General features: G+C 38.3%; 20 protein-coding genes and 2 pseudogenes. 12 read left to right on the forward strand and 10 right to left on the reverse strand.

Annotated features, from left to right (window positions below):
- Positions 1 to 44: 44 nt before the first annotated feature.
- The 6 genes and pseudogenes from OWR28_RS15535 to OWR28_RS15560 all read right to left on the reverse strand — a co-directional run bounded on the left by OWR28_RS15535 (position 45) and on the right by OWR28_RS15560 (position 6,663).
- A pseudogene (locus OWR28_RS15535) lies at positions 45 to 3,527 on the reverse strand (glycosyltransferase family 117 protein).
- Positions 3,528 to 3,794: 267 nt separating this feature from the next.
- A complete protein-coding gene (locus OWR28_RS15540; RefSeq protein ID WP_332387379.1) occupies positions 3,795 to 4,193 on the reverse strand; it encodes an SDR family oxidoreductase in 399 nt (132 codons plus the stop codon).
- Positions 4,190 to 4,582, reverse strand: a complete 393-nt coding sequence (locus tag OWR28_RS15545; RefSeq protein WP_332387380.1) for an SDR family NAD(P)-dependent oxidoreductase — start codon at positions 4,580 to 4,582, stop codon at positions 4,190 to 4,192. The genes OWR28_RS15540 and OWR28_RS15545 overlap by 4 nt, the downstream gene beginning before the upstream one ends.
- 106 nt (positions 4,583 to 4,688) lie before the next feature.
- On the reverse strand, positions 4,689 to 5,015 hold the full coding sequence (locus OWR28_RS15550) for a hypothetical protein (RefSeq protein ID WP_332387484.1): 327 nt from the start codon (positions 5,013 to 5,015) through the stop codon (positions 4,689 to 4,691).
- 187 nt (positions 5,016 to 5,202) lie between these two features.
- A complete protein-coding gene (locus OWR28_RS15555; protein WP_332387381.1) occupies positions 5,203 to 5,736 on the reverse strand; it encodes a TlpA disulfide reductase family protein in 534 nt (177 codons plus the stop codon).
- 207 nt (positions 5,737 to 5,943) lie between these two features.
- A complete protein-coding gene (locus tag OWR28_RS15560) occupies positions 5,944 to 6,663 on the reverse strand; it encodes a DUF6796 family protein (protein ID WP_332387382.1) in 720 nt (239 codons plus the stop codon).
- 231 nt (positions 6,664 to 6,894) lie between these two features.
- On the opposite strand from OWR28_RS15560, the gene OWR28_RS15565 reads away from it, so the two are divergent.
- The 9 genes and pseudogenes from OWR28_RS15565 to OWR28_RS15605 all read left to right on the forward strand — a co-directional run bounded on the left by OWR28_RS15565 (position 6,895) and on the right by OWR28_RS15605 (position 11,308).
- Positions 6,895 to 7,842 carry an AraC family transcriptional regulator gene (locus OWR28_RS15565; protein ID WP_332387383.1) on the forward strand — a complete coding sequence of 316 codons (948 nt, stop codon included), beginning with the start codon at positions 6,895 to 6,897 and terminating at the stop codon, positions 7,840 to 7,842.
- A 321-nt stretch (positions 7,843 to 8,163) separates the two neighbouring features.
- Complete coding sequence (locus tag OWR28_RS15570; RefSeq protein ID WP_332387384.1) at positions 8,164 to 8,508, forward strand: carboxypeptidase-like regulatory domain-containing protein; 345 nt, start codon at positions 8,164 to 8,166, stop codon at positions 8,506 to 8,508.
- A 111-nt stretch (positions 8,509 to 8,619) separates the two neighbouring features.
- A complete protein-coding gene (locus OWR28_RS15575) occupies positions 8,620 to 8,868 on the forward strand; it encodes a hypothetical protein (RefSeq protein ID WP_332387385.1) in 249 nt (82 codons plus the stop codon).
- Entirely contained in the window at positions 8,865 to 9,728 is an 864-nt protein-coding gene (locus OWR28_RS15580) for a TonB-dependent receptor (protein ID WP_332387386.1), read from the forward strand. The genes OWR28_RS15575 and OWR28_RS15580 overlap by 4 nt, the downstream gene beginning before the upstream one ends.
- A pseudogene (locus OWR28_RS15585) lies at positions 9,722 to 9,934 on the forward strand (hypothetical protein); the annotation flags it as partial. The gene OWR28_RS15580 and the pseudogene OWR28_RS15585, both read left to right, overlap by 7 nt.
- 161 nt (positions 9,935 to 10,095) lie before the next feature.
- Positions 10,096 to 10,293 (forward strand): hypothetical protein, encoded by a 198-nt coding sequence (locus OWR28_RS15590; RefSeq protein WP_332387387.1) that lies wholly within the window; start codon positions 10,096 to 10,098, stop codon positions 10,291 to 10,293.
- The gene (locus OWR28_RS15595; protein WP_332387388.1) at positions 10,266 to 10,487 is read left to right on the forward strand and encodes a hypothetical protein; all 222 of its coding nucleotides are present in this window, start codon (positions 10,266 to 10,268) and stop codon (positions 10,485 to 10,487) included. Before OWR28_RS15590 ends, OWR28_RS15595 begins: the two co-directional genes overlap by 28 nt.
- A gap of 3 nt (positions 10,488 to 10,490) precedes the next feature.
- Positions 10,491 to 11,003 (forward strand): DUF4249 family protein, encoded by a 513-nt coding sequence (locus OWR28_RS15600; RefSeq protein WP_332387389.1) that lies wholly within the window; start codon positions 10,491 to 10,493, stop codon positions 11,001 to 11,003.
- A gap of 29 nt (positions 11,004 to 11,032) precedes the next feature.
- The gene (locus OWR28_RS15605) at positions 11,033 to 11,308 is read left to right on the forward strand and encodes a DUF4249 family protein (RefSeq protein WP_332387390.1); all 276 of its coding nucleotides are present in this window, start codon (positions 11,033 to 11,035) and stop codon (positions 11,306 to 11,308) included.
- A gap of 139 nt (positions 11,309 to 11,447) precedes the next feature.
- On the opposite strand, the gene OWR28_RS15610 is transcribed toward OWR28_RS15605, so the two are convergent.
- Positions 11,448 to 11,870: a YoaK family protein gene (locus OWR28_RS15610; protein WP_332387391.1), complete on the reverse strand. Its 423-nt coding sequence runs from the start codon at positions 11,868 to 11,870 to the stop codon at positions 11,448 to 11,450.
- Complete coding sequence (locus OWR28_RS15615; protein WP_332387392.1) at positions 11,828 to 12,076, reverse strand: hypothetical protein; 249 nt, start codon at positions 12,074 to 12,076, stop codon at positions 11,828 to 11,830. The genes OWR28_RS15610 and OWR28_RS15615 overlap by 43 nt, the downstream gene beginning before the upstream one ends.
- Positions 12,077 to 12,253: 177 nt before the next feature.
- Between OWR28_RS15615 and OWR28_RS15620 the strand changes: the two genes are divergently transcribed.
- Both OWR28_RS15620 and OWR28_RS15625 read left to right on the forward strand, forming a co-directional pair.
- Entirely contained in the window at positions 12,254 to 12,385 is a 132-nt protein-coding gene (locus OWR28_RS15620) for a hypothetical protein (protein ID WP_332387393.1), read from the forward strand.
- A gap of 132 nt (positions 12,386 to 12,517) precedes the next feature.
- Positions 12,518 to 13,123 (forward strand): Crp/Fnr family transcriptional regulator, encoded by a 606-nt coding sequence (locus OWR28_RS15625; RefSeq protein ID WP_332387394.1) that lies wholly within the window; start codon positions 12,518 to 12,520, stop codon positions 13,121 to 13,123.
- A gap of 1 nt (position 13,124) precedes the next feature.
- Here the strand turns inward: OWR28_RS15625 and OWR28_RS15630 are convergent, their stop codons facing one another.
- The gene (locus tag OWR28_RS15630; RefSeq protein WP_332387395.1) at positions 13,125 to 13,367 is read right to left on the reverse strand and encodes a hypothetical protein; all 243 of its coding nucleotides are present in this window, start codon (positions 13,365 to 13,367) and stop codon (positions 13,125 to 13,127) included.
- 186 nt (positions 13,368 to 13,553) lie between these two features.
- On the reverse strand, positions 13,554 to 14,312 hold the full coding sequence (locus OWR28_RS15635; protein ID WP_332387396.1) for a hypothetical protein: 759 nt from the start codon (positions 14,310 to 14,312) through the stop codon (positions 13,554 to 13,556).
- 121 nt (positions 14,313 to 14,433) lie between these two features.
- Between OWR28_RS15635 and OWR28_RS15640 the strand changes: the two genes are divergently transcribed.
- Entirely contained in the window at positions 14,434 to 14,799 is a 366-nt protein-coding gene (locus OWR28_RS15640; protein WP_332387397.1) for a VOC family protein, read from the forward strand.
- Positions 14,800 to 14,828 lie beyond the last annotated feature (29 nt).

Here is a 14,828-nt window from a genome sequence, read left to right on the forward strand (position 1 = left end):
AATAAAGCCTTTAAGCTGTTTGCTTAAAGGCTTTTCACTTATTATTACTGTGTCACTTTCATCATTGCATGGGTAATCTCAATTTCCTTTTTCCCGGAATATGTGGAATCAAAAGGTTCCATAACGTTGAACAGATACTGATAAAAAGGAGCAATCTGGCGTATATTTTCGGATTCCTTCACTGCTTTTTCTTTGCCCATCTGCTGAAGTCCCTTTATAAAAACATTGAATTTTTTGTCGATGGGCTCAATCGATTTTAAAAGGTAGGCATGCGCTTTTTCATTTTGTCCCAGGTTCTTATAGGCGTCAATAACTGCTGAGACAACAAGTGCATATTCCATCGGTTTTGACCTCAACTGCCTTTTTGCCACGGCTTTAAATGATGGTGAGAGACTTTGATAGTAATCATATTCGTCAAATATCCCTTTCTTAAGCATTTCGGCCAGCTGAAGCCCCTTCTGCTCCTGCCCTGCAACAATATATCCCGTAACCATGGCGCTCAGTGAACGTGGGTCATTGTATTTTTCAGCAGGAATTTCTTTTGCAGCAAGTTCCAGTAACTCGAGTGCTTTCGCTTTCTGCCCGCTTGCTACAAGTGCAGATACAGCTCTGCTCACCGACACTCTGTAGCCCAGAATATTTGACGTTGCTGTTTCATCATAATAATTACTCAGATCTTTAAAATTTCCCCATCTGAAATTTTTTACCACCTGATAAATAGAATTGGCATCTACCCTTCCTTTATCTCCACCGGATCCCTGAGGAGTATGAATAGGTACCAGTCTGTAGCTGAAACCGTCAAACTGCAGATATTCATCGAGATAAAAAACATTTTCACTGTCATACATTCCGCCTGATGAGAAGTTTACCGGGCGCTTCCAATCAAAATTCGCGAGCATATCCAGCATCATCAGGTTACTTTTGTAAAGGGTGTTCGCTTCATAATTAATCATAATCTGATCTACTGCATCCGGAACATCAGCTTGATTAATAATCCCTGCCTTTACGGCATTTTCCTTGTTCACAGGCAGAATAAATTTACTTACCGGAAGAATATTATATTTTTCATATTGCTTTTCACCAAAGTACATTTTCAGAAGTTCGTCTTTTTCAGATGATTTTAGTTTCAGGAATTTAACAGCATCTTTCAGCGTCAGAGAATCCTGCGTCAGGTATTTCCTGAAATCCTGGAAAGCGGTTTCCGGTGCCCCCTGCTCTTTCAGCATTTGGAAAAGCCCTTGCCAGTCTTCTTTTTCATCAGATACACCTGATCATTCACTCCGTCTCTATATTCCTCATGCGTTAGCTCACCCGGAATTCCCATGGCATTGTAGGTTCTTCTTTTCACCTGATCAATATTCCATGGAGTGGCTAAAAGGGTGAAGTTGACCGTTTTCACATCGTCCCTGAATCTTTCTGTTTCCTGAATAGCCCATACCGGGAAGGTATCATTATCACCATAAATAAAAATGATATCATCTTTAGGCAGTGAACGTAACAATGAATAGGCATAATCACGGGCTGCCGTTTTTTTACTTCTGTCATGCGAAGTATAACTCTGAAATCCCATCATAAAAGGAATTCCCAGCAATACAGCTCCCAAAACAATATTGACAGCATTGGATTTTACCTTAGACTGAATAAAACAAAGTATAGATCCCGCACCCAGACCGATCCAGATGGCAAAAGCATAGAACGAGCCCACCATGGCGTAATCTCTTTCCCTTACCTCAAACGGTTTTACTCCGGTATAGAAAACAATTCCCACACTGGTCAGAATAAACAGTGAAAGAATGGCATAAAACCTTCCGAAATCCCTGTTGAGCTGGAAAAAGAAGCCTATCAGGCCCAAAATCAACGGAAGGAAGAAAAACTTTACGGTACTTTCGTTTTTAAACTGTGCAGGTATATGGTCCTGATCGCCCAGCAAAGCATTATCAATGAAAGAAAATCCTGAAATCCAGTTTCCCTTGGTATTTTCCATATGGCCCTGGAGATCGTTCTGTCTTCCAACAAAATTCCACATCAGGTATCTTACAAAATAATACCCGTTCTGGAACGAGATGAAATAATCCATATTCTGTGCAAAGGAAGGACGCTGCACCTTGATCAGATCATATGGTTTTACTTTCAGATAGTCTTCTGCCGTGATAGAATCTCCTTCATATTTTGCTCTCAGTTCATCAAAAATACGGTGGGCTTCAGGATTGTCTGCCACCTCTTCGTTATCATAATTAAAGCTAAAATCAGGAGCTCCGTACAAAGAAATATAATTAGCCATCACCTCTTTGTCCTCGTTGAACATCCTTGGCATAAAGCTTATATGAGATTTATTAAACACATAATTGAATCTTTCCCCGGTTTTTCTGTAGGTCCCGGTTTTTTCATCTTTTTCATAAATATCTCCGGTGATGTCCCTTTTATAACTTCCGTCTTCCTCTTTTTCCAGTCCGTTTTTATCGAGAAATGCAGTGTAATTCTGTCCGTAGATGGTAGGCCAGTCTCCATATTGCACCCTGTTATAATAATCTCTCATTCCGATGGCTGTATCCGGATCATTAAGGTTCATTGGCGGGTTGGCATTGGCCCTGATCGGAATCACCAGCCAGCAGGAGAAACCAATGATCATGTAAACAAGGGATAATACTACAGTCTGGTATACCTTTTTTGGGTTTTTCCGGCATATTGAATCAGGAAATAACTTATTAAAGTCATGAGAACAAATGCAGCAATTGTCCCTGAATGGAAAGGAAGCCCTAAACCGTTAACAAAGAAAATCTCAAGCTTTCCGAATAATGTCATAATCAAAGGGAAAATTATCTTGAACACAAAGGCAAGAATTCCCAAAGTAACAAGATTGGCTATGATAAAACTTTTCCACGAAAATGTGTAATTCCGGGTGTAGTATACCAGACATATAGCCGGAAGAGCCAGCATACACATCATATGTACTCCCACAGAAAGTCCTATGATGAAAAAAATAAGAATAAGCCATCTTTCGCTGTCCACAGCTTTATATTCGTTCTCCCATTTCGTGATGAGCCATACCAGCAACGCAATAAACAGCGAAGCCATTGCATACACCTCACCTTCTACAGCTGAAAACCAAAAGGTATCTGAAAAGTTAAAGCATAAGGCCCCGATAGCTCCGGCAAAAAGGATGGAGATTTCCTGATGTCTTGTCATCTCTTCAAAGTCTTTATGCAAAAGCCGTCTTAAAAAATGGGTGATCGTCCAGAACAGAAACAGAATGGTAAATGCACTGAATAACGCCGACATGGCATTGATCACAATGGAATAATTTTCAGCATTCCCCAATGCAAAAATACTCGCCACGGCTCCCACAATCTGGAATAAAGCGGCTCCCGGTGCGTGCGTAACCTCCAGTTTTACGGCTGAAGAGATGTATTCGCCACAATCCCAGAAACTCAGAGAATGTTCAATGGTTGAAAGGTAAGTAATAAGCGCAACAGCGAAAAGGAACCATCCCAGTACGGTGTTCCATTTTTAAAAGACCAGTTTTTCATATTATATTTTCCAATATGTATATGACAACCGGGAGAAAGAGTTTATTACATTTCCCTTATTTATTCTAAAACCACAAAGTCACAAAAGTCTTGGCGTAGTTTGATTAAGTTTAAAAACAATGCTGCAAAAAGTTCATATAAGAAGGAGCAAATCAAAGATTTCAATACCTTAAGTGTAATGCTCAAAATAGAAAGCTTAGAAACAAACTCAAAAACTTTGTGACTTTTGTGGTTTAAAAATATGCATATTTCTTAAATGGTAAAATTTTAATAGGTATTATTCAATCCCCCATCCAGCGGAATGCTTGTTCCGGTAAGATAACCTGCATAATCAGATGCCAGGAAAGCCACCAGATGTCCGTATTCTTCAGGCTGTCCGAATCTTTTCATCGGAATTTTATTTTCCCTCGCCTTTTTTATTTCTTCTGCAGAATTTCCGGTTTGTTCAGCTTCATGGGCAACCAGTTTCTGAATTCTTTCAGTATCAAAATACCCTGTCAGCACATTATTTACCGTAATATTATGTTGTGCAATTTCATTGGATAGGGTTTTAGCCCATGCAATTACAGCGGAACGAATTGAATTGGATAATGCGAGATTTCCGATCGGTTCTTTTACTGAAAGTGATGAAACATTAATGATGCGTCCGTTTTTCTGTTGGATCATATGAGGCAGAGCCAGTAATGTTGTTTCGCAAACTGTTTTAAAAGGAGATCAAATGCTTTCTGGTAATCGTCTGTGCTTTTATCAACTGCCAGTCCGGGTTCCGGACCATTGGTATTATTAACAAGGATATCTACTGAATGTTCCTTAAAATATCCTGCAATTACTTTCTTATAGCTTTCAAAATCCGAGAAGTCAGCAACCAGATATCTGTGTTTCTGACCGGCATCAATGATTGGCAGTGAAGAAACGAAATCTTTCAGTTTTTCTTCATTGCGGGACATAACGGTTACGTTGGCACCACAACTTGCCAGTTCTAAAGCAATCCCGGCGCCTATTCCCTGTGTAGCTCCTCCCACTAAAGCATTTTTTGAAAAAAGTTGAATGTTCATATGGTGTTTGGATATAATAATTGGTATAGATAAATGTAAGAAAAAACCTTCAGATTATATTTTTAAGGTTTAATTTTTTAAGTTCGTTACTGGTAGAAAAACAGCGTTAAAATGTAAACGGATACACATCACTTAATGCAGGATGAATAGTATTCAGGGCTTTATAAAACTCTTGACGAACCGGCTCCGGGATATGGTCATATTTTTCAAAACAGTGATCCAGCTGACGGATAATGAACGCCATTTGCAGCCATTCTTCAAAATTAATATGCATCGGCTTCAGCTTCCCGTCATCATCATGATCATAGAAAAAAACCTGATGGTCTGTATTCAAAAACCATCGGTCGCCCTGCCCATTGCCAGCAAAACACCAGTAATCCGGTAAATTAAATTGTTTATTTTCATTGACTGCATCCCCTGAATTGTACAGGATAGTCTCAGAAGAGACTTCAGCTGTTTTATTTGGGTAACCAGGCTTATATAGCTATCAGAGAAAGGAAATACTATAGCCTTTGGAAAGTTCTGTACAGAATTTTTTCTTTCAGAATTGCAGCTCTTATTTCTGTAAGAGCAGGCAGGATAAAGGAATCATCATTAGATTTAAAATTATGACTTTTCATTCAATAGTTCATCAATCTGTTTATAAAACGAATCTTTACTATAATCGGCAAGGCCTTTATGGTGTAAACGGATTTCACCTTTTTTATCCAGTACAACAGTTGTTGGCAAAGATCCGCTATACAATATATCAGGAATATTTCCAGCTGGTGTAAGAAAGGGACCGTAAAACTTTTCTCTTTTAAATAAGATTTTCCAAGACTCATATTATCATCCAGATTTACCGTGAGAAATACCATTTCCGGATTGTTTCTGTACCGGTCATATAACTTCTGAACAGACGGAAACTCCGCCCTGCAGGGAGGACACCATGATGCCCAGAAATTAATGAAGATTACTTTATTCTGTAAAGCGGAAACATCGATCATTGTTCCGTCTTCATTTTTCAGCGTCAGCCCGGTATAGGAAACTTTGGCTGAAACATGCCGGCCTTCTTTTGATTCTGATATACTGGAATTAAGGATTCCGGTAGACGCTGCCTGCCGCATAAGCCATGCTTTTGCATCTTTATTCACCAACAGGATAATGAAAAGCACTGTAAGTATTGCAGTGGAACCATTTTTCTTATCCAGATCTTCAGATTTTCCATATTCTTCCGCTTAATTCCCAGCCAATATAAGGTTAATATTCTGATCAAAGTCCGGAAAGGTTATTTTTAAAACAAAAAACCTTCAAATACCTAGATTTAAAGGCCTTTCTCTGTGTTTTATTTTAAGTTATCATCATGGTAAGATTCTTTAAAACTATATCTTATTGTACAATTTCTTTCTGAAAAGGAATAGCAGTGAACTGAAAAATGTCAGATAGGCAATATTGAATATTGCTCCTCCTACCCATCCTGAAAAAGGAAGAGGTAAAAGATTTTTTATAGGAATGATAAACAAAGTAAGCGCAAATGGAGTCAGCAAAGCCATCCACCCCGGCAACAGGGTTTTATTGAAAAGAATACAAACAGCAAAGGAAATCCATCCGGCTGCCAGTACACCAATAGCTGTTCCCCAGGCAATGTTAAGCATTTTCATAAAACCTCTTCCCGTCTCCAGAAGATAAGGATGAGAGGCAGAATCCGTATGATAAACCGCTTTATAGATCTCCCCCACATAGAAGAATCCGGCATGCCCCAGAGGTGATAAAACCGCTCCTGCCAGTAAGATCCAATACACCAAGACTGCATACCATTTTTGAGTGTCTTTGAAAAACTGATACACCAGCCAGGTGGCAGGAAGCAGTAAAGGCCCCGTAAGAGCACCAATCAAAGCACCAAACATCAATCTCGGAGTGGAACCTTCCAGCATTAAAGTTGCAAATTCTACATTCACCTGATCTGCATAGGTCTTTGAAAACAAAGGATAATCCGATGGGTCCGGATCAAATCCGGCAACGTAAATATCACCAATAATCCAACATACTGACACTGCTATTGCTGCAGCAAAAGACCAGTTTATTTTACCTGAATATTTCATAAATTTTAACAATTAATTGTAGATGAGATGTACATCGTTTCATTATTTTTTCTTTTTTTTAAAAGCAATTTAATTATTAAGAATGATTCTAAATAATTATTACCTTTGTGCAAACTTACTCTAAACATTCAACAGAAAGGGTCTATAAAACGGAATAAAAGTCCGTAAAAGGAAATTCTGACAAAGCAAAAGGAAATGACAGTACGGTTATATGATGAAAAATTGGAAAACATGCTTATGGAGCGAGATTATACCTCCTCTTATTTCGCAGGCGATGGAGGAATCCAGGAATGCATTACCCAACTCATTCCTCCTTATGGAAATGGTTTTTATCACGAAATAAGCTTTACCCATGTCCACATCAGTTTTGGGAATATTGTATTGAATAAACCGCTTCGATTGTACCTCGAAAGTGATTTTGATTCGGTAGAAATGCATTTTACCCTGAAAGGAAAAAGCAAAGCAATTTCAGGTAATTTCCAAAAAACAATAGTGTTTGATAGCTACCAGCACAACATTATTTATGCCCATCATATGGAAGGCAGGATGGAATTCGAAGGTCCGGAAATGTATGTATTCGAAATCAACCTTGCTCCTGAATTCTTTAAAAAATTTCTGCCTGAACATTCAGTACTGTTTGAAATATTCAGAAATTCGATTGACAAGCAGAATTCATCTCTCATTCAGACTGAGCATAACCGCATTACCCATGATATGTATCAGATTCTGAACGACATCATTCTTTGCAACAGAAAGGGGACTTTCAAACGAATTTATCTTGAAGCTAAAGTAAATGAACTTCTTCTGTTGCAGCTTGAACAGTTTTTCAACAGTGAATCCCCATCTTCTTCTCTTCAGAAAAAAGATATAGAGAAAATGTATGATGTGAGGGATTATATTGTAAAGAACCTGAATGCAGATAGTTCTCTGAATGATCTTGCCCATCTGGTGGGAACCAACGAATTTACTTTAAAGAAAGGATTCAAAGAGCTTTTCGGGACTACCGTTTTCGGATTCTGGAATGATCTCAAAATGGAGCAGGCCAAAAAAATGCTTCTCAATAGTGATCTGAATATCAGTGAAATTTCTGATCATATCGGCTATAAAAATCCGAGACATTTTTCATCAGCATTTAAACGAAAATTCAATATCCTGCCCAGCCAGCTCAGAAGCAGGTAGCATCATACAGTTTTGTAAAAGCTTATTTGTATTTTTTAATTCCGGATAATAATAAAAACTAAACAACAGTCGTTAATAATTTGTTTTTCAATAAAATCTACCAAAGAACAACAATAAATTAATATCCAATGCATAATACTGCTTTTTATCTGACAATCCTCTTTTATCCTTGTCATTACCATTTCCGGAAGTAAGCTTTTTCAATGGATTTATTTCATAATTAATTTGTTACATGTAACAAATCCCCTATTCATCCAACTCATTGAACATCATCAAAACATTAACTCATAGACAAGAGATCTATTACTTTAAAATAAACTAATGCAAACATCCTTTCTAAAAATTACCGCTGCCACCGCTGCGCTCTGCTTCAGTACACTGGCAATGGCCCAACAGACGTATTCCGTAAGTGGAACCGTGAAAGATAAAAAAAACGGGGAATTGCTCATCGGAGTCTCTGTAAAAGTAAGCGAAGATCCCAGCATCAATGTTGTTGCCAATGAATATGGATTTTATTCTCTTTCATTACCCGAAGGAAATTATACACTTATCATTTCCAATCCGGGATATAAGGATTTTGAACAGCAAATCAAAGTGGACCAGAATATAAAACTGGATCTTCCTCTTATTCCGCAGAAACAGAGACAAAAACCATTGACGAAGTAGTGGTAACCGCTATAAAAAAGGATAAAAACCTAACATCTGCCCAAATGGGGGCGGAAACGTTAAACATTAAAAATATGAAAAGCTTCCTGTTCTTTTTGGGAAAAGGATGTGATGAAAACCATACAGCTTTTACCGGGTATCAAAAGTAACGGTGAAGGAAGCAGCGGGTTCAGTGTAAGAGGCGGCGCTACAGACCAAAACCTGATATTACTGGATGAAGCACCGGTTTATAATGCCTCCCATCTTCTTGGTTTTTCAGCACATTCAACAGTGATGCTCTTAAAGATGCCAGCATTATTAAGGGAAACAGTCCTGCCCAATATGGAGGCCGTCTTTCTTCTGTACTGGATGTCAAAATGAAAGACGGAAACAATAAAGACTATAACGTGAACGGAGGAATCGGCCTGATCAGCAGCAGGCTGAGTGTGGAAGGCCCTATTCAGAAAGAAAAGTCGTCATTCATTGTTTCCGGAAGAAGAACGTATGCCGATTTGTTCCTTAAGACGAGTAAGGATTATAAAGACAACAAACTGTACTTTTATGATCTTAACCTGAAGGCCAATTACCAGATCAATGAAAACAACCGTATTTACCTGTCAGGGTATTTCGGAAGAGATGTTCTGGGACTGGGAGATACTTTCAATACAGACTGGGGAAATACTACAGCCACTTTGAGATGGAACAGCATCATCAGCAGTAAGCTATTCTCCAATACATCATTTATTTACAGTAATTATGATTATAAAATCAGTCTGAAAAATGATGATACGGTATTTGATTTAAATTCAAAAATCCGTGACTGGAATCTGAAGCAGGATTTTACCTGGTTTGCAGGAAACAAGCATTCTGTAAAATTCGGGCTGCAGTCTATTTATCACACCTTAACGCCGAGCAGCGCTTCCGGTACTACGGTGAGCAGCTTTGCAAGAAATCCGAGATATTCATGGGAAAATGCCGTTTACATTAACGATGATTATAAAGCAACGGAGAAGCTGACCATCAATTACGGGGCAAGGCTTTCCATGTTTAGTGTATTGGGAGGTGATACCTTTAATACTTATGAGAATGGAGTGCTTACCGACAGCAGATTCCTGGAAAAAGGGAAATTCGGGAAAACCTATGTGAATCTTGAGCCGCGGATCAGTGCCAACTACCGCATCAATGAAGTGAGCAGTGTAAAGGAGGTTATTCCAGAAATACCCAGAATCTTCATCTGTTAAGCAACAGCAACAGCGGAAATCCTACCGACCAGTGGATCGGAAGCAGCTATACGGTAAAACCGGAGATTGCAGATCAGATCAGTCTTGGGTACAGCAGAAATTTCAATAACAACAATTATGAATTGAATGCTGAGGTGTACTATAAAGACATGAAAAACCAGATCGACTTTAAAAACGGGGCTCAGATTGGCTTTGACACAGGAGCGGATGTGGAAAGTGAACTGTTATTCGGAAAAGGGAGAGCATACGGTCTGGAACTTATCGCCAAAAGAAGAGCGGAAAACTTACAGGATGGATTTCGTATACGCTTTCCAAAACAGAAAGAAAGATCAACGGAATCAATAATAACGAATGGTACAATGCCAGAATGGACAAAACACATGATCTCTCCATTGTTGCAACGTATCAGCTTAATCCGAAATGGAGTTTTTCAGGGCTGTTCGTTTACAGTACAGGAAATGCCGTTACCTTCCCTACCGGAAAATATGAGCTGAACGGACAAACCATATTCAGTACAGCAACAGAAATGCAGACAGAATGCCTGCTTATCACAGAATGGACCTGAGTGCAACTTATGAACCTGGTTCCAATAAGCGTTTCCGCGGATCGTGGACATTCGGTATTTATAATTTGTATGGGCGTGAAAATGCCTACACCATTAATTTCGAGGACAATCCTGACCGTCCCGGAACAACCCGTGCCATGCAGACCTCTTTATTCCGCTGGGTACCTAACATCACTTATAATTTCAAATTCTAAATCATGAAAAATACATTGTATATCATATTATCTCTCCTGGCATTAACTTCTTGTGAAAAGGAAATCGACCTTGATCTGAATGATCAGAGCGGAAACATTGTCATTGAAGGAAATGTTACGAACCAGCCAGGCCCTTACACCGTAAAAATCACAAAATCAGTTGGCTTTTCAGAGCCTAATCAATACCCGGCTGTTACCGGCGCCCAGGTTATTTTAAGTGATGATATGGGACAGACCGAAACACTTCAGTATACGGGAAATGGAGTGTACCAAACCTCAACTTTTACAGGGTCACCCGGCAGAACCTATACATTGAAGGTACAGGCTGAAGGAAAAGAATATACAGCCCAGAGCAAAATGCCTGAAATTGTTTATTTTGACGGATTGAAGCAAAGCTCTTTTAAATTTGGGGATAAGACTACTTATACCCTCTTACCACTCTTTACAGACCCAATGCCACTCGGGAACCGTTACCTTTTCATTTTACGATCAATGATCTTTCTAAAAAATACCTGAATACAATTTCGGATAATGTTAATAACGGATTGCCCAACCAGCAGCCTCTCATCCTTCCTAATGATGATAACAAAGGCAGAGATCATGAAGTCGTTGCAGGAGATAAAATTCATGTGGAAATGCAGTCTATAGACACGAATGTATTCACTTATTACAGTGCATTGCTTCAGATTTCGGGAGGTAATGGGGGAACCGCTACTCCAGCCAATCCTCCAAGCAATATCAGCAATGGAGCATTAGGATATTTTTCTGCCCATACAACAGATACAGAGACTTTTGTAATCCAGCCTCCTGTTACTCCATAAATTAAAAGGATATTCATCACAGAATATCCTTTTTTATTTTTCGTTTATCTCAATCTTCTTTTCAGGGAATAATACCTATACAAAAGTTTATCATACCGGATAACAAACAATAATAATCCGGCAGTCACTATCAGTGTTTTTAGCTGAATGATGCTGTAAACAAAACCACCAGCAATGCATCCAGAAAAAAGCAGGCAATAATCACCAGTTTCAGGGTAATATTCTTTTTAAGCTGGCGCTGTTCATTTTCCCGCTCCTTAAAAAACAGCTTTGAAAGCTCTATTCCCAGATCAGTAAACAGCCCGGTAAGATGGGTGGTTCTCACTACAGACTGGGATACTCTTGTTACCAATGAATTCTGAACTCCCATTGCAAAAAGTAAAAGCCCGGCAGTTGTATAAGGAGATATTGAAATTCCTAATGGCTTCCCGCCAGATATTCCTACAAAACCCAATATCATAATTTCAGTGATCAGAGGAATGAGATGTGGACGGAACATTTTACGTCCTGATGAAAATTCTACCATAAAGCTTGAGCAGAACGCGCCGCTAAGAAAACACACAATAAAGATGAAGTAAATAAATGCTTTGCTGTAATGATCCAGAAGAATCTCCTCAGAAAAAAGGCAAAATGCCCGGTTATATTCGTAGTAAGCACTTTAACAGACAAAACACCTGCAATATTCACGATTCCGGCAACAAATGAAAGTGCTGATGCCAGCTTAAGGTTATGAAAATAGGTTCTGTTTTTCCCTCTGTGTCTGAACATTCTGAATCTCTAAGAAATGTATTGCTGTAAAAAACAGCTGGATAAAATAAATAAGTAAAAAAAAATAATTTAGAAATGTCAGTATCAACTGTGAAAAACATGTCCGCTTAAATATCTATCCAGTGTTCTTTATAAATTTACTATTGCCTTTTATTATAAAAACCTGTTGTTTTAATAATGATGACAGATCTGGAACTGCGTCCAAAAGACCTCTCTGAAATGCCTGTTTCTTATTTCAGGATCAATTTCATTACTTTTGTAAAAGTAATCCGTTTAAGAAAAAAACATTGTGATGTTGATCATCTTTAAATGTGATTTAAGTTAAAAACTGAGCGTATTCAACAGCCTGTATAGAAAAATTATGATCTCAAAATTTATTTTCAATAATCAATATCTTTTGATGAACTTCCTGAGTATGATAAAAACCTGCTTACAGGAGCTATGAAAACCAAAAATTACCGTAAAAATGAGCCTGTATTTACTGACGGAACAAAACCTAACGGCGTTTACTATCTGAATGAAGGGAAAATAAAGAAATACAAGGTGGATAATGATGGAAGAGAACAGATTATTTATATTTACACCTCTGGTGAGTTTTTAGGTTATTCAGCTATTCTGAGCAATGAATCTTACGGTGACACTGCATCAACACTGGAAAATTCTGTGATTTCCTTTATTTCAAAAGACAGTTTTCTTGATATTCTCAATCAGTCATCAGTACTTTCAAGGCTGCTGCTGAAGTCTTTAAGTCATGAATTCAGTGTGATGGCCAATCTTATTGCAGTTTTGTCCCATCGGACCGTTCGGGAAAGAGCTGCCCTCAGCTTACTGATTCTTCATGATAAGTATAAATCAAATGGTGCACCTGACAATGAAGTATTCATTACTCTTTCCCGCATAGATCTTGCCAATATGGTGGGAACTGCCAGAGAAACTTTGGCCCGCATCATCAATGATTTTAAACAGGAAAAACTAATCAGATCTGAAGGGCGGAAAATACAAATTACCGACTTTAAGCGGCTAATTCATATTGCTAATTTTTATTAATTTATTTTTTACTTTCAGTTTTTTCCTGTTCTTGTTTGATTTTCATGAGCATATCAATAGCATCGGTATTGTTAGGATTAAGGGATAATGATTTACCATAGTTCATAATGGCAGCCTTATAGTCTTTTGCCATCCAGTAAGCCTCTCCCAGGCTATCAAATAAATTAGCATTTTCAGGGTACATTTCTGTAGCGAAGGTAAAAATCTTAATAGCCGCGCCTATTTGTTTTTGTCCCGCATCCATTCATATCCGATATAATTGCTAAGCCAGGCTAATCCTGATGTAGCTTTATAATTTTCAATTTCTTCCTTGGTTTTACCAGCTTTTCCTTTTGCCCAGATATCCTGAAGGTATCCCGCAAGTTATCTGCATCATTATATTTCTTATAAAATAATACTCCTTCTGAAGAGGCAGGGAAAAGGTCTGCCATCATGTAAGAATGGGTCCCTTTTTCAATTCTTTCTCAAGATTAATTTCGACTGAATGAGAGAAGTCATGATGAAGGAAAAGCTGTATTGTTCCTTTATTCAGATCATAAATATTGGTATACTGCGTATCTTTCACATGCATCTGATCCATCAATGAAGTACAGAAAGCAGGCGTTCCGTCAGGCTGCCGGGCTTTAAGAAAACCGACACCTTTCATATAATAATCCAGCTTTTTCTTATCTTCTTCAACGGTACTTTTTGTAGGATTAAAATTCGACTGGATATAGTATTCCTGATTTCCCAGAACCAAAGCTCCGCCTTCTACAAGTAAATATTCTCCTGTTGTATCAACAAACATCATCACACTGGAAGTCAGAAAACTCATATCTATGGCAGACAGATAGTCTTTTACCTGATGAACAGTATTAAAATTTGCCATTACGTAATGTACAATATCCCGAACCGGCTTTTGAACCTTCCCTTCCTGTTTGGGAACTGAAATTTCCGGAGTGGCAAATCCATCAAAAACTAACCCAGCTTCGTTCATGGCTCCCTGAGGAAAACGATTGATAAAACCAACATAGGCTACTCCGTATGTATCCTGCTGTTTAGGCTCAAACCAGATTTCAGCATTGGGACTTACCCAATCTTCATTATTTCCAACGATTGTCTTTCCTTTATGGGTCATTTTAAACATGCTGCAGCCATAAAAGACATGGCTAAGGAAAAGCAGAAAAAGAGTTAATACTTTGATTTTCATAGGTTATTAATTTGGTGCTATCAAATTTAATCAAAAAAATAAAAACTGTCAATAACTGCTGACAATCTGCTGTCATAAACACCTCTTACCTTTGTTTTAAATAATTTAAATAAATATTCTTATGAAACTTACCTCATTAAGACTCATCAGTAAAGACATCAAAACAGCAGTAGCTTTTTATGAACAGGTTATAGGTATAACTGCCACATGGTATACAGAAGATTTCATAGAGCTCTCTGCTGATTCTATCACAATCGCTGTCGGAAGTACCCGGACAATGCAAATGTTCTCAGAAGGTCTGGCAGATTTCGCAGGAACAAAATCAACCATAATCGAATTTCTGGTTAAAAATGTAGACGAAGAATATGAAAGAATTAAAGAGATAGCATCTGAAATCATCCAGGAGCCAACAACAATGCCTTGGGGAAACCGATCTCTCCTGTTTTGTGATCCGGATGGAAATATGATTAACTTTTTACTCCCGTAACTGAAGAGGCTGTGAAGAAATTCAGCTAA

The organism is Chryseobacterium sp. 1B4 (genome assembly GCF_036631475.1).
Taxonomy (GTDB): Bacteria; Bacteroidota; Bacteroidia; order Flavobacteriales; family Weeksellaceae; genus Chryseobacterium.